The sequence below is a fragment of the Nostoc sp. GT001 genome, from assembly GCF_030382115.1.
Taxonomy (GTDB): domain Bacteria; phylum Cyanobacteriota; class Cyanobacteriia; order Cyanobacteriales; family Nostocaceae; genus Nostoc.
Map to the genome: position 1 here is coordinate 741,009 of NZ_JAUDRJ010000003.1, position 19,222 is coordinate 760,230.

Consider the following 19,222-nt stretch of genomic DNA (forward strand, 5'->3'; position numbering starts at 1 on the left):
ACTTCTAATTAGATGTCTATCTAATTAGAAGTATATCTAATTTAAAAGCTCAGATCCCCGACTTCTTTAAGAAGTCGGGGATCTAACTTATTGTTTAATTTAACTAAATTGTTCCTCTGCATCGAGGTTGAACAGCATTTGCAGAGTTTGCATACAGCGCCGTCTGGCTTCAACATCTTGCTGCGATCGCAATTGTACCATCGGGTCATGTAAAATTTTATTGACAATTCCCCGTGTTAATGCTTCAATCACCTCTTGATGTTTTTCAGCAAATTCCGAACCCAATCTCGATAAAGCTTTTTCTAACTCTTGTTCGCGGATGGTTTCGACTTTATTTCGCAGACAGCTAATAGTGGTAACAGTTTCTAAACTGCGCCACCAAATATCAAAGGCTTCCACTTCTTCCTCTAAAAGTCGCTCGGCTTCTTGTGCAATCTTGCGACGGCTTTCGTAGTTTTGCGCTACTACTGCCTTCAAATCATCGACATTAAACGCTTGCACATTTTCCAATTCATTTACATCCGCATGAACATTACGCGGCACAGAAATATCAAATAACATTAAAGAGCGCTGAACTTCTAAAACCATTTCCAATTTGGCACGGTCAAGTATTGGCTCTGTTGCTGAAGTACTTGTAAACACCAAATCACTATCGGCAATTACGCTCATCATTTCCGATAGCGGATGAATATTGATCGGTTGCTGAGGGAATTGCTTTGTTAATTCTAGGGCGCGATCGCGAGAGCGATTTACAATACTAATTTCCACAGCACCTTTAGAAATTAGGTGTTGCACCAGCAGCCGCGACATTTTACCAGCACCCAGAATTACTACTCTGCAAGCAGCTAAATTTGCCACTTTAATTTGTGCTAACTCCACAGCAGCCGAACTGATAGAGACAGCGCCAGTACCAATACTAGTTTCAGTACGAACCCGCTTACCAGCTGTTAACGCTTGTTTAAATAATCGATTCAAAATGGTTTTTATACCACTATATTGCTGTCCCAGTTTGTGAGTAGTCTTCACCTGAGCCAGAATTTGACCTTCTCCGAGTACCAGACTATCTAAACCACCTGCTACCCGCATAACGTGCATCACGGCATCATCATGCAGCAGCATAAATAAGTGTTGTCGCAGAGAAATCACGGGCAATTTACTATATTCCGCAAGAAACTGTGTTATTTCCCGAATACCTTGGTCTGCTTCACTGGTGACAATGTAAATTTCCAGGCGGTTACAAGTGCTAAGAATTGCAACTTCATCAATATGAGGATAGCTGGCCAGTTGAGCGATCGCACTTTCAATTTGTGGTTCTGGAATGCTCAGTTTTTCCCGGACTTCTACTGGGGCTGTTTTATGGCTTAACCCCACCACTGCTATATTCATTTGCTAAATCGTAGTTACTAATTGGTAGTTGGCAATCTGGTATTAAGTAAGAATAGGGAATGGGGAACTTTTGTTTATTGGTTGATAGTTTTCCAACCAACCATTAATCACTAACTACTAACTACTAACTACTGTAAAGGTAAAGCATTTTGGTGATGATTTTTCCGTTTTATAGAAACATTTCTTTCCAAATGCTTTACCCTTACTTTTACCATTCCCCATTCCCTAAAAATTAGTTCAGTTGGAGAACTTTTGGTTCACCAAACAAGTGAATTGTATCAACAAATCGAGCAGTTTTCGATTGGTTAGAAATTACCAAGCTTTGAGTTCTTGCCCCGTCTTTGAAGAAACGTACACCTTGCATGAGATTACCACTGGTAATGCCGCTAGCCGCGAACAGAATAGTTTTACCAGATGCCAGTTCATGAGCATCATAGACCTTATCGGGGTCATTAATATTCATAGACTTTAAGCGATCGATGTTGGCTTCTCTGCTTTCTCCAATCAGACCTGTTTTGACTACAGCTGGATCGTAGATCAGTTGACCTTGGAAGTGTCCACCCAAAGCACGCATTGCTGCTGCTGAGATTACGCCTTCAGGAGCCGCACCAATACCCATCAGAGCGTGGATATTGGTTCCAGCAAAACCACAGCTTATAGCTGCACCCACATCACCGTCTGAAATTAGGGCGACTCTCGCTCCAGCCTCACGGATTTCCTTAATTAAATCGTTGTGGCGTTCGCGCTTCATGACTACGACCACAAGTTCTTCAATACTCCGATCTAGACACTCAGAGAGAATTTTGAGGTTTTCTGTTGCTGACTTGTTGATGTCTACCTTGCCCTTAGCTGCGGGGGGTGCTGCTAACTTCTTCATGTAAAAGTCAGGAGCAGCAAATAATCCACCCTTTTCAGAAATTGCCAAGACAGCCATCGAACCAGGTTGTCCATAAGCTACCAAGTTGGTACCTTCACAGGGGTCAACGGCGATATCAATTTCAATTAATTCATCAGGGTTACAGACACTTTCGGCATTTGGTTGGGTACAGATACCAACTTCTTCCCCGATGTATAGCATCGGCGCGTCGTCACGTTCGCCTTCCCCAATCACAATGCGACCGCGCATGTGGATTTTATTCATCCGCTCCCGCATAGCTTCCACAGCTACCTGGTCAGCGATGTTTTTTTCGCCTTTGCCCATCCACTTTGCAGATGCGATCGCGGCTTGTTCTACTACTTCAATAATCTCTAAACCAAGTGTATTTTCCACAGAGTTTGCCCTCTCAGCTGCTTGAATTTGCGTCGTTTCATCTGCCTATTTCAGTTTTCAAGTCTACCAAAGGGCGGATACACGTGGAAGAAAGTTAAGTTTTACTGCTAACTCGTTAGAAAAGTGCCAGTTAACACATCCTGATTTTTTACTCATAATTACTCCAGTATAAAACGTGTTCACAAGCAACTAAGTTAAAAACTTGCACAAATGGGTAACAGTGTATATCTAGAACATTGCTTTTCTTTAGTATCTATCTTTAGGTATAAAATAATAAAGAAAAAAGCTGGTAGATTCACCAAAAACTGAAAAATGAGACGCAGAGTCAAGAGCTTGTTAAATTAAGAGGTTAATCGTGTTTATCGACTACATCACCCTCATGTTAATCAACATGGTAGCTGGATTATTTCTACTAGCTGACTATGTGTATCGTGGTATAGATAGTTCTAATCAAAGACCGTGGATTCCCGGTTTCGGAATTACGGGCGCGATCGCACTCACAACTGGTTTACACATGAGCTTCACCTGGCCAGTAATGGGTAGCTTTAACATTGCTTTCGGTGAAACAAGTGTCCTATTTGGAATCTTGTTTATTGCAGCTGCGATCGCACTTGCTCAAGGTTGGGATTTGTTGACAATAGCAATTTACGGTTTCTTTGCTGGTGTAGTTGCGATCGTAGTCGGTATCCGCATCATCAACTTGAATATGACACGCCAACCGCTTTTATCGGGAATCGGCTTTATCTTAACTGGATTAGGTGGTATTTTTGCAGCACCAACTCTTTATTGGAAAACCAACCGAACTTGGCGGCTAATTGGCGTAGCAGTGCTGATAGTAGCCGCTCTAATTTGGGCATTGACTGGATATTTGGCTTACTGGAATCATTTAGAGGGTTTCCAAAAATGGGTTCCAGCGCCGATGCGGTAAGCAATGTTCTAGGCTAGAGACATAGTTAAAACCTTGTTTAAGATCAATATGCTGGACTTTCTTAATCCCTTTTTAAATCGCCATCCAGAGCGAGTCAAAGCCAACGTCGAACTTTATACGTGGCAAACTTGCCCTTACTGCATTCGTGCCAAAATGCTGCTGTGGTGGAAAGGTGTAAATTTCACTGAATACAAAATCGACGGCGACGAAGCAGCCAGAGCGAAAATGGCAGAACGCGCCAACGGTCGCCGTACCGTACCACAAATTTTTATCAATAACCAGCACATTGGCGGCTGCGATGACCTCTATCAGCTAGACACACAAAGTCAACTCGATCCCCTTTTAGCCCAAGCCGCTATTTAGAAATCACATTGAAATCACATCAGCCCCCAACAAGTTCCTTGGTGATGCTATGTTGGGCAATTTTTGATTTTAAATAGCTCGGTAAGCAAGTTCGTAGTGAGGACTTTAGTCCTTATTTTCTAAGCACTAAAGTGCTTACTACAAACTCTTCATTACTAGCTTGACAAAGTGCCAGAAAACTGTAGCACAAGTTTGCCCACCTTTAGGGCAAGGAATATCGAATTAATAAGAATATGTTAACTAAGTATACGGAATATCTTATACATCAACAATGGATGAATTATGCCCTAGAATTAGCAAAAACAGCAGGTGAGGCAGGTGAAATCCCTGTAGGTGCTGTTATAATTGATTCAACAGGCAAATTGCTAGCACAAGGAGAAAACAGAAAAGAGCGCGACAAAGATCCTACCGCTCATGCGGAAATTCTCGCTATCAAGACAGCGGCAACAACTTTACAAAATTGGCATCTTAATGAATGCACCCTCTATGTAACTCTCGAACCTTGCCCGATGTGTGCAGGTGCGATCGTCCAATCACGACTAGGACTACTGGTATATGGAGTAGACGATACAAAAACTGGCGCAATTCGTACAGTTATTAACATCCCCGATAGTGCTGCTTCTAATCACCGTCTCCAAGTAATCGGAGGTATTCTAGAGTCAGCTTGTCGTCAGCAATTACAGACTTGGTTTGCTACTAGGCGGCGTAAGGTAAACTAACGGACAGAGGTAAAACTGTCCATCTACTACGACACAAGTCACACAAGAGAATCTACGGTGTAACTAATCAGGCTTTTCGTTAAATTTTTACCCGTCAATCAGCTGCATCCGTCATGATGGAATTTTCCTCTTCATCCGATACCTGCCAGCACACCCCAGCAAATCCTCAGGTAGATAGCACTACCTCAAGGGTTTCTCCTTGGTTAAGTCCCCTGGCATATTTATTAGGGCGTCACTGCCTATTACCATTATTCTTTGGACAAATTAGAATAACCGGACAAAAAAATATCCCTACAACTGGGCCTGTAATCCTTGCGCCTACACATCGAGCGCGTTGGGATGCCTTGCTTGTACCCTACGCTACCGCTTGTCTAAGAAAGCAAGACTTGCGATTTATGGTGACTATTGACGAATGCCAAGGTTTGCAAGGCTGGTTTGTTCGACGTTTAGGGGGATTTCCTGTAAATTCTAAGCATCCGTCAATCCGCACGCTGCGACATGGGGTAGAACTACTTCAGCAGCAAAAAACTCTGGTAATCTTTCCAGAAGGTAACATTTTTCGTGATGGTCAAGTTCACCAGTTGAAGCCAGGAATTGCTCGTCTTGCTTTGAGTGCTGAATCTAGTCATTCCGGGCTGGGAGTGAAAATTATACCCATAGGCATTAATTACAGCCAACCTTATCCAAATTGGGGTACAGATGTGAGTATTGACATTGGCTCCCCAATCAAAGTGACGGATTACATGAGTGGCTGTATAAAACAAGATGCAAAAAGCATCACAACTGATTTAGCAAAGGCACTACAACAATTAAGCCATCAAGAAACAAAAGTTACTAATCACGCATTTGCAGAAATTACTAATTCTTGATCTTGTTAAACATCAAGAGTTCCAAGACTAGCTCTTAAGCATTGACCATTAATCGTGCATGATTAAGAAACTGCACGTTTTCAAGGTTTGACACTAACTGCTAACTGCTACACTCATCCTGAATAAGTGACAAAAGAATTAGTGATATTTTGTAACCTTTGAGGATGTATACATATATAGATTACTCTCTATCTACGCGATATTCAGCCAAATTGGCATTTTTTTGAGTAAATAGCTCAGAGTTGTCTGCAAACTATTGAATTGATTGATGAGCTATAGAGAATTAACGCGTTAACCCAGTCCACTGTGGGTATCGCTAATCACAACTATTTAAGTTAGTTACTATACAGGGGTAATGGGAACTCTATTAAACTGATTTTTAGTCTAAATCAGAGATACTTAGGATGTAACTTTGCTTTGTCCAAGACCAAAACAGAGTTAAGATACCCGAAGTTTCCCTAGCTCTTTTATATAGTTGTCGCACTAATTGATCCCATGAACACTGCTGTCGCTGTTACCTTGATGCACCGTACTGTTTTATCAGTTATAGCAGTCCTCAGCCTGCTATCACCTGTGAATGCTCAGGTATCACAGTCACCAGGCACTACCAGCCAACCACAACCCATTGACCCCAACGATCCTAATAACCTCCGCCCCATAACCCAAAGTAACAGCCTTTTGAGCATTGCAGGTGGCGATCGCTTAGTAAAAGATGCAGAACAAGCCGTTTCTGCTCAGAACTACCCCTTAGCTGCCAAGAAACTGCAAGAAGCGCGTCAAGTTTATAATCAGCTATCTAATTTTTATCAAGAGTTAAATTCTAGCTTTTCGGGAATTGACAACAGAGTTTCTGATTCTCAGCGTCAAAAAGCTCTATTAACAGCCCAAAAGCGAGATGAAGCCACCTTTCAGCTAGCATTGGTACATCGGGCACAAAATCAGCCAGAATTAGCTGTACCGTTGTTAGTTCAAATAATTAAGAGTCAAAACCCGACACGGGATTTAGGCAAGAAAGCCTATAAACAGTTGTTTGAGTTGGGTTTTGTTGATTCTCCTTATCCCAGAGAAGGTGGTAATTCATCCTCTTCATCCCCAAAAAAATAAATTAAATTTTTGTTGCCTGTTTTTCCCTACCCACATTTCTTTAACCAGTTGCTTGGGAACGCCCCAGTGCTAGGATAGAGCTATCTATCGTAACCAAAACCTGAGCGTTCTCAAGTAATACACCTCAGAGGCGCCTTTATCTACAGCCTTGCCAAAGCCTGAAGTTGGCACAGGCTATTTGCTCTATATCTGTTAATAATAGAAAAGTAAGTTTTTTCAGGAATGGCGATGATTAGTCCGCAACAGGTTGAGGAAATGATCAAGGCGGGACTGCCAGACGCACAGGTTCAGGTGCAAGACTTGACTGGTGGCGGCGACCACTATCAGGTGACAGTAGTTTCATCGCACTTTGCAGGTAAAGGACTAGTGCAACAGCACCAGTTAGTTTATGGTGCGTTGGGTCAAGCTATGTCAACTGAAGCAATTCATGCTTTGGCGGTGAAAACATACACTCCCGAAGCTTGGCAAGCAACAGCAAGTTCCTAAAGTTAGGAGTTAGAAGTTAGAAGTTAAGAGTTATGAATTATGAATTTTTAACTCCTCACTCTTCACTCCTCACTCCTCACTCTATTAATGCAACATAGGAAACATAAATACCATGACACCAGAACTCAAAGACAAAATTGATAGCTTGCTACAAGAAAACAAGATTTTAGTTTTCATGAAGGGAAACAAGTTAATGCCCCAATGTGGTTTCTCCAACAACGTTGTGCAGATTCTCAATACCTTGGGAGTTCCCTTTGAGACGGTTGACGTTCTATCAGATCCTGAAATTCGTCAAGGTATTAAAGAATACTCTAGTTGGCCCACAATCCCCCAAGTGTATATCAATGGTGAATTCCTTGGCGGTTCTGATATTTTGATTGAACTGTACCAGAAAGGTGAATTGCAGGAAAAGGTAGAAGTAGCATTAGCTTCTTAAGCTCTTTTTACCCAAACTAAAGGGTATGTTGCTGAATTTGCGCTTTGCTATCAAGGCAATGTGCCATTTTTAATATCCTTGAAAGGAGATATACTATTTCTTTCCCCTTTCAAGGGTTTTTTAATCGGTTTCTGACAAAAATACTCTTTGTTGGACTTGATTTTATTGCTAAACAACAATCCCCTCAGTCTAATTGGCTTTGCCAATATAGGGCTGAGGGGATGCGTTTAATCAATACAATATCTATCTCCAAAATTTCACACCACGACAACCCGTTGACCAATACAGATAATATGCTATAATTATCTGCGGTAATTAACGGTTACTATCAATTACCATTTACCTGGTAATTAGTAGTAATCGGGCTGTGGCTGTGGTTGTGGCACTGCAAAGTTTGAACCATCGTACAAGAAGCGGCTGGCTTCCTCTTCTAGGCGATGAATCAGATAAGGTTCAATGACATTGCTGTGTCGCAGTGCGGCTAGATATCCATCCAAATACATCCGCATATCATCCGTGCGATAACCGCGATTCCATAACTCGATGAAGGCATCGGTGAGTCTTTGGTAATAGCGGATGGTTTGTGTGTCTTGGAGCATAACTGCTGTATTAATCTCTTTGGAATGAGAATTGTAAATGATTCACGCTAAAAAGTGAAGTGTAATTTCACTTTGGCATAAACTCAAAGTCAACACATCTACTTTGGGTATTACCCTCATAGCAGCTACAAGCTACTTTAATCTTATTCCAGAAAACATCGATTCTAGTTAGCTGCTAAGTTATTTTTTTGATTTTCACAATCACAGCCCAATTGTATTGATGTTATATTCCTGGATGGGAGTACTCAATTTTTGCGAAAAAATCCACTTTTGCCATCAGGTTTAATCAGGTTGAAAAGCTGTTGTTGTTGTTGTTAGCTGGTTGGGTTATAGATATTTGCCACATTACACCCATCTCAAAGCAAAATGTTAAGTTAAAAGAACTTTTTATAAGTCTAACAACGCTTTCGAGAAATTTAATAAAAATTTAATAATATTTCTAATTGCCTATTGGCAAGGCATAAATTAAAGATATTGCCACTTATTTTATTAGGAAATGTAAAGTTAATCGCAATTGAAGTAACAAAGGCTACAAAACCTTAGAGACGGGCTTGTTAATTTGAAAGTCATCGACGCTAAGGGGTCTTGCCACCGTGGGTTCGGTTTGTATAGAAATCATTGAGGGGAATCCCCATCTGAGGTCGTTGTTGGGTTGGCACTTGCAACAACTGGAATACCGCGTGCATCAAGCTGCCAGTATTTATCAAGCAAGGGAAGTATTTTTAAGCCATCAACCAACACTGGTAGTTTTAGATGCAGACCTGCCTGATGGTGATGGCATTGAGTTTTGTCGTTGGTTGCATCGTCAGCAACAGCCTCTAATCTTAATGCTATCTGCCCGTAATAGTGAAGCTGATATAGTCGCAGGTTTAAAGGCGGGTGCAGATGATTACTTGAGCAAACCTTTTGGAATGCAAGAGTTTTTGGCACGGGTAGAGGCACTGATTCGCCGGAAGCGCACACCTACTGCACCAGCTTATTTGGATTATGGCACTTTGCAAATCGATCTAGTTCAGCGTCGTGTCCGCTTCCAAGGGGAGTTTATTGACTTAACGCCCCAGGAATTCAGTTTGCTGTACGTTTTAGCACAAGCTGGGGGAGTACCTCTAAGTAGATCGGAGTTGCTGCGTCGTGCTTGGCCGGATGCTATTGATAACCCTCGTACCATTGATACTCATGTTTTATCGCTGCGGAAAAAGGTTGAACTCGATCCTCGGCAACCCAATTTGATTCAAACTATCCGCAATGTTGGATACCGTTTTAACATGGAAATTTTGAATACCAATATTTCACAGTCACAGACAACAAAGTTAGCTAGAGAGAGATTTAATAATCAACGTTCAACACTTACTAGTAGTCAAGTGTGAATTAGGTAGTAGGGTGAGGGGGAGTAAGAAAACGATTCCTGATTCCTGTCTCATCCAAAATTTAAAATCCAAAATCGTCTTGAGCTGCTGCTTGAATCAGACTTTTTCGTAATTCAATCCAATCTATCTCTGAGGCTGTTTGATTTGCGAATAAATGACCTTGTTGCAGGTGTAATAACCGAGAGCAAAACATCTGGGCTAGTTCCAGTTGGTGATTCACCATCAGAATCGTGGTTTGATGAGTTTGACTCAACTGGGTTAAGACTTGCATTAGATGAGAAGCCGTACCAGGATCGAGGGCAGAGGTTGGCTCATCTAATAATAATATTTTAGGCTGGATGACTAAGGCACGAGCGATCGCTACTAGTTGTCGTTGTCCTGAAGAAAGTTGCACCTCTGTTCGCTCTAACCATTCATTGGGAATGTGCAGTTGGTCTGTCCAGTGATTGACTCGTTGCTGAATTGTCTGTTTGGGCAAACCACGCAAAACTAAAGGATAAGCCAAGGATTGCCCAACTGTCATCCCCAACAGCTTTGATTCTTGCAATACAAGTACAAGTATCTGCCGTAGCTGGATGACAGGAATTTGGCGATATTCTTGATTTTCCAGATAGAGTTTACCACTCGTGGGTTCAATTAGGCGGTTGATGAGGCGTAATAACGAAGTTTTGCCAGCACCTACTGGGCCTACAATTGCAATGCATTCGCTCTGGAATACCTCTAAGGAAATATCCTGCAATATGGGGTATCCCTGCTGATTGCCAGGAAGTTGGGTTTTCAGCTTTGTAAACAGATTAACTTGCTCTAGCCTGAGTGTGGCTTTTGCTGTATTCAAGGGGAGTGGGGAGTGGGGACTAGGGAGAAATCAATGCCCAATTCCCAATTTTAAGTTAATTGTGCAGTAGTTAATGCTGTAGCGATCGCCCAGCCATCGACTAATAGTAGCAGCAGTGTGCATACCAGTAAAATCAGGTACATCCAGGGCTGCGCTAAAGAGCGAACATCTGTGGTGTCAATGCTCGTCTTTGCTTGGACAATTTGCACCAAACGGGCAAATCCAGCTACACGCATCGGTAGTAAATAAGCTTTCCCATCGTGGCTGAGGAAGTAATAAACTAGCCCTCCTTGACTAGGTGCTACGGGGTTTTAACTCTTTGACTTGTGACCAAGGTAAAGACCAGCCTTTACGAAAAAAACGAGGCACCCAGGCGGGGTAAGTAAGCTGAATTCCCTCGTCATCTACCATTACTTGTTCAGTTAATACTGCGTACAAGGCAACAAAACCGATGCCAATCCCTATCCACAATAATTCTGGAGGTACGGGTGCAGCTGTTACCTGCGATAAAAAAGGTAATGGAACTGTGAGTGCTATGTATAGACTCAGCAACGTTATCCGAATCAAAGGAGACAAACGAAAAACAGAAGGTGAGATATTGGCTGAGTTTGCTGTCACGGCTCAATTACAATGCTTTTCTTCATTGTAGAGTAGGTCTATGTCTTAGCTGGAGTGTTGGAAATAAGGTATGCCAATTTAATAATTCGTAATTCGTAATACTTCGGCTACGCTCAGTACAAGTTCGTAATTCGCAATTTTTTAGGGTAAATACTTTTGTACTACAATCCAACCAGTAAGGGATACCCAGGCAAATCCTAGAAACAAAATAATATTTACGCCGATGTGTAAGGGTCTAGCCCAAGGTCGTCTGGCACTAATTTGGGTGGCACTGAAAGCAGACAGTAAAACTAGTGCTACCACTATCAACCCAGCGATTAAGTGTGATGAGTGACCTAAAGAGCCAAAGTGCCCTAAAGTGCCAACAATACCGATCGCTAGCAACAGTAGCACTAAACTTACCATGCTAATGCCCATTGTATAGTGGAGCGATCGCACCCCTTTATTACCGCCCATAAATGGCGTGATAAAAGGAAATTGCTGCGAAGTTCTCGCCCGAAACATCCAAACACTAGGTGACTGCTAACATCAGATATGCCAGCAGGGACAACCCCATAGACCAGGCGGCTATTTTCCACAACCAAAGAAATGAAGGCAGATTCATAAGATTGATTGTAGATGAGATGAGGGAGATGGGGAGAATAATTAATACCCAATGCCCAATGCCCCATGCCCCATGCCCAATAAATAATAAACAAAAAGGGCTGCTGAATTAGCAACCCTTAAATTTAGATAAAATTGTTTTTTTTAATCAACCGAGGCTAAACCAAGGATTTGCAAGGGTTTTGTAGTATCTCCGATTTTTGTATTAATTTGCTGCACCATTAATTTGGTACTAAAAGGGTCTTTTTCATCTGATGAGTCTGTATCAAACTCATTAGTATTGGGTTCTTCGAGCATCAGGCGATCGCACGGAATCTTATCGGATAAAATTGCACTTGCCATCATCCCTGTATGAATCTCCACTTGACCTTTTCGCGGAGCTTCAAAAACTAAACGTTGTCCAGGGAAAACAACCCTTTCAAAGTACCAGTTGGGAATATTGGAGATGCGAGCTACCTGTATTTTGCTCGTGGCATTAATGTAGCAGCAGAGAATTTTTCCCGATTGCTCAGGTGGTAGAGGATCTAATATTTGAGCCATAACTGCTGAGGAGCTTTACGCCACAATTTTACATTACACTAGCCAAGCCTAGCACCCACTGATCCCCAGTTGTTGTAACTGCGAATACCAACTGAGTATTTGTAGATTATTTCTGTCTAAAGATATATTTTTAGTTATGAAAATTTTGTAATTATTCACACCTTTTTCGGAATTATACACTATGAATAAAAGTTTTTGATATTTTTTCCTGGTATAAAAGCTTCAATTATCTTAAAGCAGATTGTTAAGGAATTGACATAACAACGATCCCCTTACTTTTAGCATAGCGAGGAAGTGAGTTTTGCTGTTTCATCTACCCCAGAATTAATCGCCTGGGATCATCACTTAATGAATAAACTCGATGTTATGGTAAAGCTATATGAAAAATGTCTTCATAAACCTCTCTATAGATTCTATGTATATTTTATGCACAGCAACTTTAGCGTTTTCCGCGGTTTCTAACAGCAGATTTTAGATACCGATAATCGGCTGAAATGTCAAGCACGATTGTGATAAATAAAACCAAATAAAACAAGCACACACTGTAAGACTAGATGTTTCTCTCGCTTTCTCCACAGATTGGCAAGATGGAAGTTAAAACACAGATGATGGAAAATCGAATTCTTTACGTTCGCCTTCCTTGTAACCCCATCTTTCCTATTGGGGTTGTCTACCTGAGCGATCATGTCCATAAGCAGTTTCCTAATATTGAACAGCGCATCTTTGATTTAGGAACAGTGCCACCTTTAGATTACAGTTCGGCTCTGGATCGCTGTATTGATGAATTTAAACCGACACTACTAGTATTCTCTTGGCGGGATATTCAAATTTATGCCCCAGTTGGCGGACGTGGTGGCAACCCGCTGCAAAACGCCTTTGAATTTTACTACGCCAAAAATCCTCTACTGAAACTACGCGGCGGATTGGGCGGTTTGCGAATCTTCATCGCTTATTATGTAGAGTTATGGCGAAACCAGGGCTTAATCAAACGCGGTTTAAACCGTGCCCAAAAATATAATTCTGATGCTCGTGTAGTTGTCGGTGGCGGTGCAGTCAGTGTATTTTACGAACAATTGGGTAAAAGCTTACCCCAAGGAACAATTATTTCTGTGGGTGAAGGCGAAACTCTGCTGGAAAAACTTTTAAGTGGCAGAGATTTTCGAGATGAACGCTGTTACGTTGCCGGAGAAACTCAACCACGAAAACGGCTAATTCACGAACAACCCACCCCAATAGAAAAAACCGCTTGTAACTACGACTATATCGAAAGCATCTGGCCGGAATTTAACTTTTACCTGCAAGAGCAAGACTTTTATATAGGTGTACAAACTAAGCGTGGTTGTCCTCACAACTGTTGTTATTGCGTCTACACCGTCGTTGAAGGCAAACAAGTACGCATCAACCCAGCAGATGAAGTCGTTGCTGAGATGCGCCAATTATACGATCGCGGCATTCGCAATTTCTGGTTTACTGATGCCCAATTCATCCCCGCAAAAAAATTTATTGCCGATGCCGTAGAACTCTTGCAAAAAATCGTCGATTCTGGTATGACAGATATTCACTGGGCAGCATATATCAGAGCCGACAATTTGACACCAGAGTTGTGTGACTTGATGGCGAAAACCGGGATGAACTACTTTGAAATAGGGATTACCAGTGGTTCTCAAGAACTTGTGCGGAAAATGCGGATGGGGTATAACTTGCGAACCGTCTTGCAAAACTGCCGTGACTTAAAAGCCGCTGGTTTCAACGACTTAGTTTCCGTCAACTACTCCTTTAACGTCATTGACGAACGTCCCGAAACCATCCGTCAAACCATCGCTTACCACCGCGAACTAGAACGGATTTTTGGTGCTGATAAAGTCGAACCCGCAATCTTCTTCATTGGACTACAACCCCATACCCATTTAGAAGAATACGCTTTCAAAGAAGGCATCCTCAAACCAGGATACGATCCAATGAGCTTGATGCCGTGGACAGCCAAAAAACTTCTCTGGAATCCCGAACCCCTTGGTTCATTCTTTGGCGAAGTCTGCTTGCAAGCTTGGCAACAAAACCCCAACGACTTCGGGCGCGAAGTCATGAAAATCTTAGAAGAAAAGCTGGGTTGTGCTGACTTAGAAGCAGCACTTTCCGCGCCAATACAAAGCAAAGAAAAACAGTTGGCTGGAGTTTCATAAACTCTTGTGGGGTGGGCCAGAAAGCCCGCCATTTTGTCTTTCTCGTTCCCAGGTTTCACCTGGGAACGAGGAACGGAGTAAATCTATTTTTTCGTATTCCCTACCCTCGATTTATCCATCATAAAATCGAATTCATCGTAAGGCTTGGCATATCGAACTGCCAAACGAAAGTCGCTAGGTTAAGAAGTGTTCCACGACCAAGTATAACTCTTTGTTTGGTTTGCGGTAATATCGTAGGAAGCTAACTTTCCATAGTTTTGTATTACTACCAAACTATGTCAACAGCTGAAAGGATGAAAAATTATTCACCTATTACTTGCGAGTTGCGGGCACATAGTAAATGCAGCGATAGAAAATTAGAGGCCCATACTGACCCTGAATAGCATAACGTTTGCATACAGTATAGCGGTTCTTAGAAGGGAATGGAAGGCAGAAATAAGGAGTGCTACAAAGGTTTTTTGGATATGGTGAACTGCTTTGGGACACAAAATCATTTGGAGTTTCAGAATAGGCTGCGGAGGTAGAGACAGCTAAGGCTGTGGCTATAACAAAAGGAATGGACTTAATTGAAAATTTCATGTTTTAATTCTCCGTTGTAAATCAACAACTTCATTTGATTGAATAGAAAGACTAAATAAGTCGGTGGTGAGAAACAGAACTATATTACGAAAAGTAAATACACCTGAAACCCTACCAATGAAAGCCTTCACCAGTTAGCTTTATTTGCGCCAACTTACTTAAGCTAAGTTTTAAATCAGAAAAACTTGCTTCACGGGGTTATGTTTTACCCGTGTTTGCGCTTTTGCGTCTTATACGTGCAATCGCTCTTTGTAGCCGATCGTCTATAACTACATTCACCAACTTGACTTTCTACCTTTCTAAGATGGCTTACTTTGCTTAAATTCCACCAGTTCGGTTTTGGATCAGCGAGAGTGATCTTAAATATCAACTTTTTGTGTAAATGGTAAATAAACAGGTGATAATTAATATGTGGAATGCCGCAAAACTTGACTTTTGCAATAGCCATGTCTACTCTCAAAGCTTCTCAACATGGTTTAGCTAGAATTAAACAAAAAAGAAAAGAAAAGGGTTGGACAATTGACGATCCGAGATGGCTTGAGGAAGCAAGTAAAATTTTAGGTACAGATTGGCAAGAAGAAGGTTTTTTTGCTGAAGGGATTTCTCAAGGAACTTGGAAACGCTTTTTAGCAGGAAAACTACCCATTAATACCGGAGCTTTTAAAGCTTACTGCTTAGTTCTTCAACTCAACTGGAATGAGATTGTTGAGCGAAATATACACCAAGATTGGGGTGAAGCACCAGATGTATCTATTTTCTATGGTCGTACTCAAGAAGTGCATCTTTTAGAGCAGTGGACTATACATGAAAACTGCCGTTTGGTAGTAATTTTAGGTATGGGTGGTATAGGTAAAACTGCTCTTGCTGCCAAACTGGGACAGCAATTTCAGCATGAATTTGAGTATATAATTTGGCGAAGTCTCCGTAATGCTCCTGTAGTGGAAGAAATATTGACAGAAATGATTCAGTTTCTCTCAGAACAGCAGGAAATAGACTTGCCAAGGAACTTAGATGGTAAAGTATTACGGCTAATATATTACTTACGTTTACATCGCTGTTTGTTAGTACTGGATAATGCTGAGGCAGTACTTAAAAGTGGCGATCGTACAGGTAACTATAGAGAAGGATATTCTGGTTATGGTCAGCTATTGCGATGTATTGCAGAAACATCTCACAAAAGTTGTTTAATTTTGACTTCTCGCGAAAAACCCAAAGGATTAGCAAAATTAGAAGGTGAAATACCCGTTCGCTGCTTGCAATTAACTGGTTTACCCACAGATGCAGGAAGAGCAATTTTCTTTACTAAAGGGTCTTTTATTGGTTCGCAGGACGAATGGCAAGTTTTAATTTACCATTATGGCGGAAATCCCTTGGCATTAAAGATTGTAGCTGCGGCAATTAGAGATTTTTTTGATAGTAATATTTCTGAATTTTTGCGATTTTTAAAGAAAGTTACATTCATTTTTGATGATATCTGCGATTTATTAGATAAACAATTTTATCGATTGAGCAAATTAGAACAAGAAATTATGTATTGGCTGGCTATTAATAGAGAGCCAATAAATTTGATGAAATTGCAAGATGATTTTATTGCCAACGTCCCGCATTGTGAAATCATACAGGCGATCGTATCTTTGCAACGTCGGTCATTGATTGAAAAAAATGCCGCTGAGTTTACTCAACAGCCTGTCGTTATGGAGTACATTATCGCTAAATTAGTTGAGCGTATTTGCCAAGAAATTACTGACGAAAAAATGGAATTATTTCAAAGTCATGCTTGGATAAAAGCAACTGCTAAAAATTATATCTGAGCTCGCCAAAATTTCCTGATATTGCAACCAATAATTGAAAAATTACTCGCTAGCTTCGGTTCTGCCAAAAATATTGAAAGCTGTTTAGGGCAACTTCTATTAAAACTGAGAAATGAATCGTCTATAGAAACAAGATATATTAGCGGGAATATCCTTACAAAACAAAGGCTTATCCTTTAACATCAGCACAAAAAGCCACTTTGATCACTCTTGGCGGGTTAGCTGAACCGTGGTATTAGATATTATAATTTTCCGAGATAGCATAATTCATAGCTTAAACAGTAAAATAATATAGTTATAAGCACTAATTTCAAACTCTTTGTTAATCAACGCTCTTTGTGATACGTTTAAATTAACTCCATGTTAGAAGGCTCAATACTCCAAAAATTAGAAACAGCCCATCGCCACACCACCAGGCCAATTCGATTCGGTGTTTACTACAAAAATACCCTGGTTGCCCTGTGCCACGCTTTAGAAGACCATATCTTAACTGATGACGGTACGCCCTTAGTCATCACAGCCTTCCAACAAGGTAAATGGTATCTACAAGAAGCCGAGCGATATGCAGACATCGCCCAATGTAGTTGCCAAATTGCCATCATGGCTGCCGCTGAATCTGGCTTTGCTGAACATCCTACCAGCCAGCTACCCAATGTAGACTTAGTGGCATTAGATGTAGGCGATCCAGTGGCGCAAGAGTGGCACTTAATTATTTTATCGCCCAAGTACACAGCAATGGTAATTTGTCAAGAATTATCAGAGGCTGATTATGGCAGTGCTGGAGTACCGACATCAGATTTAGAGCGTAAATTTTATGGGTTGTGGACATTTGAGCCAGAGTTAGTACAAAAGACAGCAGAAATTGCGATCGCTCACATCAAAAAATACAACCCAGAATTGGCGGAAAAACTCACAAGCGATAAGCAGCAAATTGTACCGTCAATGGATAGATCCCAAAATTTAGGTGCAGTTGTCTCCCGTGTAGTAGATTATCTCCAGACTGGGCAAGAGAATTTATCCATCCCTACAGCCCTTCAGAAACAAACCCTAGATCGCAACTTGGTTTCTAACGAAATCCAAGCCTTTTTGCGAATGGCACAACTGATGGATATGGCAGATGTCAACAATCCAATGGCAGCTGCGGAAGTAGTAGTACTTGCTGAAGCGATCGCCCAGCTTTTGGATCTTCCCGCATGGCAGATTAAGAGATTGCGGCTAGCGGCTTTGTTACATCGCATAGATCCATTACAAAATGCCGAAAGTGTCCTGAATTCTGGTAATATACCAACACGCTATCAAGAAGATGCCCCCAGTTGTCCTTTAATACCAGGGGCGCAAGTATTGCGAACCATGCCACGACTGCGAGCAGTTGCCCAAATTATCACTCACCAAACCGAGTGGTGGAGTGGCGTAGGAGAACCAGCAGGTTTAGCTGGAGATGAAATTCCCCTAGAGTCGAGAATTTTGGCATTATTGGCAGACTTTCAGTGGCGAGTCAATCAGCGAAAATCGTCAAATCAAAGCCGGGAACAGATATTTACTCAAGCTTTAGATGAGTGCAAACAGCAAGAATCTACTCGCTTTGACCCTAAACTCGTAAATACCCTAGCTTTGTTAGTTATGGGTTTACAACAGGGACTCGACTTACCCTTGATGACACCCAAATTCAGCGCCAGCATCTGGATACTTGATTCCCAATGGGATAGCCACAGCAAGATCAGTGAAGAGATTGGTAGTTACTTTACATGAATATTGAAGCCATTAAATTAGGAAAACTCAAACAACTTCCAGGCGCAAATTTAGAAGACGAGGAACTCTCCCGACTGGATTTAAGCCGGATTAATCTTGCTGGCGCTACCCTTGTAGGTGCTAATTTTGCTGGTTCTAAGCTCGAAGGTGGACATTTGGAGGGGGCAAATTTGATGGGAGCCAACCTCCAAGCAACTGACTTGCGGGCGAACCTGATGGGAGCCAACCTGATGCAAGCAGACTTAACGGGCGCTGACTTGCGGGGTAGCAATTTGCGTGGAGCTAACTTGATGGGAGCAAGACTCAGTGATGTGTCATTGGTGGGTGCTTTCTTGAGTGGTGCCAATTTAATGAATGTGAACTTACAAGGCGTTGATTTGCGCGGCGCTGACTTGCGCGGTGCAAACCTGACAGGGGCAAATCTCAAAGGTGCAGACTTGAGTCGCGCCGATTTGCAAGGGGCTTTGTTGAGTGAAGCAAATCTTGAAGAGGCTGATTTGCGAGGGGCGAATTTGGCGGGCGCAAATTTGACAGGAGCTAATTTGCTTTGTGCAGAGTTAGAAGGTGCAAATTTGAGCGGTGTTAATTTGAATAAAGCTTGTGTGGTGGGGACAGTGGTTGAGACGCTTGCGTAAACATTGCACCAAAAAACCACCTATGCCGATTATTTGTATTTTTGAGGATTACCCAGAATGACACCCGTCGCTGCACAAGTCTCAATCACCGCGATCATTCCCATGTTGAGGGCGATCGCAATTCGGCAATGAGAACAGTTTCAAG

17 protein-coding genes and 2 pseudogenes are annotated in these 19,222 nt (G+C 41.7%); 12 read left to right on the plus strand and 7 right to left on the minus strand.

The genetic code is table 11. The annotated features are described in order from the left end of the window. Positions 1–99: 99 nt before the first annotated feature. A complete protein-coding gene (locus QUD05_RS06105; RefSeq protein ID WP_289795305.1) occupies positions 100–1,386 on the minus strand; it encodes a glutamyl-tRNA reductase in 1,287 nt (428 codons plus the stop codon). A gap of 232 nt (positions 1,387–1,618) precedes the next feature. After that, entirely contained in the window at positions 1,619–2,656 is a 1,038-nt protein-coding gene (gene glpX, locus QUD05_RS06110; protein ID WP_289795306.1) for a class II fructose-bisphosphatase, read from the minus strand. Between the two features lie 355 nt (positions 2,657–3,011). On the opposite strand from glpX, the gene QUD05_RS06115 reads away from it, so the two are divergent. The 7 genes from QUD05_RS06115 to grxD all read left to right on the plus strand — a co-directional run bounded on the left by QUD05_RS06115 (position 3,012) and on the right by grxD (position 7,561). Continuing rightward, positions 3,012–3,584, plus strand: coding sequence for a DUF981 family protein (locus tag QUD05_RS06115; RefSeq protein ID WP_289795307.1), 573 nt, complete (start codon positions 3,012–3,014; stop codon positions 3,582–3,584). 48 nt (positions 3,585–3,632) lie between these two features. After that, positions 3,633–3,947, plus strand: a complete 315-nt coding sequence (grxC, locus tag QUD05_RS06120; RefSeq protein ID WP_289795308.1) for a glutaredoxin 3 — start codon at positions 3,633–3,635, stop codon at positions 3,945–3,947. Between the two features lie 233 nt (positions 3,948–4,180). Continuing rightward, positions 4,181–4,666, plus strand: a complete 486-nt coding sequence (tadA, locus tag QUD05_RS06125) for a tRNA adenosine(34) deaminase TadA (protein WP_289795309.1) — start codon at positions 4,181–4,183, stop codon at positions 4,664–4,666. Between the two features lie 113 nt (positions 4,667–4,779). Beyond that, a complete protein-coding gene (locus QUD05_RS06130; RefSeq protein ID WP_289795310.1) occupies positions 4,780–5,535 on the plus strand; it encodes a lysophospholipid acyltransferase family protein in 756 nt (251 codons plus the stop codon). Between the two features lie 495 nt (positions 5,536–6,030). Further along, positions 6,031–6,639, plus strand: coding sequence for a hypothetical protein (locus QUD05_RS06135; protein WP_289795311.1), 609 nt, complete (start codon positions 6,031–6,033; stop codon positions 6,637–6,639). Between the two features lie 228 nt (positions 6,640–6,867). Continuing rightward, positions 6,868–7,125: a BolA family protein gene (locus tag QUD05_RS06140; RefSeq protein ID WP_289795312.1), complete on the plus strand. Its 258-nt coding sequence runs from the start codon at positions 6,868–6,870 to the stop codon at positions 7,123–7,125. A gap of 112 nt (positions 7,126–7,237) precedes the next feature. Further along, the gene (gene grxD, locus QUD05_RS06145; RefSeq protein WP_094349509.1) at positions 7,238–7,561 is read left to right on the plus strand and encodes a Grx4 family monothiol glutaredoxin; all 324 of its coding nucleotides are present in this window, start codon (positions 7,238–7,240) and stop codon (positions 7,559–7,561) included. A gap of 350 nt (positions 7,562–7,911) precedes the next feature. Here grxD and QUD05_RS06150 read toward each other — a convergent pair whose 3' ends face one another. Continuing rightward, positions 7,912–8,160 carry a DUF6761 family protein gene (locus tag QUD05_RS06150; RefSeq protein WP_194042008.1) on the minus strand — a complete coding sequence of 83 codons (249 nt, stop codon included), beginning with the start codon at positions 8,158–8,160 and terminating at the stop codon, positions 7,912–7,914. Between the two features lie 593 nt (positions 8,161–8,753). Between QUD05_RS06150 and QUD05_RS06155 the strand changes: the two genes are divergently transcribed. After that, the gene (locus QUD05_RS06155) at positions 8,754–9,527 is read left to right on the plus strand and encodes a response regulator transcription factor (RefSeq protein WP_094349507.1); all 774 of its coding nucleotides are present in this window, start codon (positions 8,754–8,756) and stop codon (positions 9,525–9,527) included. Positions 9,528–9,588: 61 nt separating this feature from the next. On the opposite strand, the gene QUD05_RS06160 is transcribed toward QUD05_RS06155, so the two are convergent. The 4 genes and pseudogenes from QUD05_RS06160 to QUD05_RS06175 form a co-directional block, all read right to left on the minus strand. Continuing rightward, positions 9,589–10,362, minus strand: coding sequence for an ABC transporter ATP-binding protein (locus tag QUD05_RS06160; protein ID WP_289795313.1), 774 nt, complete (start codon positions 10,360–10,362; stop codon positions 9,589–9,591). Between the two features lie 50 nt (positions 10,363–10,412). After that, positions 10,413–10,980: pseudogene (locus tag QUD05_RS06165) on the minus strand (hypothetical protein). Positions 10,981–11,121: 141 nt separating this feature from the next. Next, a pseudogene (locus QUD05_RS06170) lies at positions 11,122–11,584 on the minus strand (DUF4079 domain-containing protein). A gap of 143 nt (positions 11,585–11,727) precedes the next feature. Further along, a complete protein-coding gene (locus QUD05_RS06175) occupies positions 11,728–12,123 on the minus strand; it encodes a DUF1830 domain-containing protein (protein ID WP_289795314.1) in 396 nt (131 codons plus the stop codon). Between the two features lie 587 nt (positions 12,124–12,710). Between QUD05_RS06175 and QUD05_RS06180 the strand changes: the two genes are divergently transcribed. The 4 genes from QUD05_RS06180 (at position 12,711) to QUD05_RS06195 (ending at position 19,077) form a co-directional block, all read left to right on the plus strand. Continuing rightward, positions 12,711–14,303 (plus strand): photosystem II high light acclimation radical SAM protein, encoded by a 1,593-nt coding sequence (locus tag QUD05_RS06180; protein ID WP_289795315.1) that lies wholly within the window; start codon positions 12,711–12,713, stop codon positions 14,301–14,303. A 995-nt stretch (positions 14,304–15,298) separates the two neighbouring features. After that, positions 15,299–16,693, plus strand: a complete 1,395-nt coding sequence (locus tag QUD05_RS06185; protein ID WP_289795316.1) for a helix-turn-helix domain-containing protein — start codon at positions 15,299–15,301, stop codon at positions 16,691–16,693. Positions 16,694–17,053: 360 nt separating this feature from the next. Then, positions 17,054–18,442 (plus strand): DICT sensory domain-containing protein, encoded by a 1,389-nt coding sequence (locus QUD05_RS06190; protein WP_289795317.1) that lies wholly within the window; start codon positions 17,054–17,056, stop codon positions 18,440–18,442. Continuing rightward, the gene (locus tag QUD05_RS06195; RefSeq protein ID WP_289795318.1) at positions 18,439–19,077 is read left to right on the plus strand and encodes a pentapeptide repeat-containing protein; all 639 of its coding nucleotides are present in this window, start codon (positions 18,439–18,441) and stop codon (positions 19,075–19,077) included. The genes QUD05_RS06190 and QUD05_RS06195 overlap by 4 nt, the downstream gene beginning before the upstream one ends. Positions 19,078–19,222: the final 145 nt, after the last annotated feature.

Bases quoted from the DNA above. Each gene is read 5' to 3' on its own strand.
- QUD05_RS06105 (WP_289795305.1), bottom strand. From the start codon at position 1,386: ATGAATATAGCAGTGGTGGGGTTAAGCCATAAAACAGCCCCAGTAGAA.
- grxC (WP_289795308.1), top strand. From the start codon at position 3,633: ATGCTGGACTTTCTTAATCCCTTTTTAAATCGCCATCCAGAGCGAGTC.
- tadA (WP_289795309.1), top strand. From the start codon at position 4,181: ATGTTAACTAAGTATACGGAATATCTTATACATCAACAATGGATGAAT.
- QUD05_RS06130 (WP_289795310.1), top strand. From the start codon at position 4,780: ATGATGGAATTTTCCTCTTCATCCGATACCTGCCAGCACACCCCAGCA.
- QUD05_RS06135 (WP_289795311.1), top strand. From the start codon at position 6,031: ATGAACACTGCTGTCGCTGTTACCTTGATGCACCGTACTGTTTTATCA.
- QUD05_RS06140 (WP_289795312.1), top strand. From the start codon at position 6,868: ATGATTAGTCCGCAACAGGTTGAGGAAATGATCAAGGCGGGACTGCCA.
- grxD (WP_094349509.1), top strand. From the start codon at position 7,238: ATGACACCAGAACTCAAAGACAAAATTGATAGCTTGCTACAAGAAAAC.
- QUD05_RS06150 (WP_194042008.1), bottom strand. From the start codon at position 8,160: ATGCTCCAAGACACACAAACCATCCGCTATTACCAAAGACTCACCGAT.
- QUD05_RS06175 (WP_289795314.1), bottom strand. From the start codon at position 12,123: ATGGCTCAAATATTAGATCCTCTACCACCTGAGCAATCGGGAAAAATT.
- QUD05_RS06180 (WP_289795315.1), top strand. From the start codon at position 12,711: ATGGAAGTTAAAACACAGATGATGGAAAATCGAATTCTTTACGTTCGC.
- QUD05_RS06185 (WP_289795316.1), top strand. From the start codon at position 15,299: ATGCCGCAAAACTTGACTTTTGCAATAGCCATGTCTACTCTCAAAGCT.
- QUD05_RS06190 (WP_289795317.1), top strand. From the start codon at position 17,054: ATGTTAGAAGGCTCAATACTCCAAAAATTAGAAACAGCCCATCGCCAC.
- QUD05_RS06195 (WP_289795318.1), top strand. From the start codon at position 18,439: ATGAATATTGAAGCCATTAAATTAGGAAAACTCAAACAACTTCCAGGC.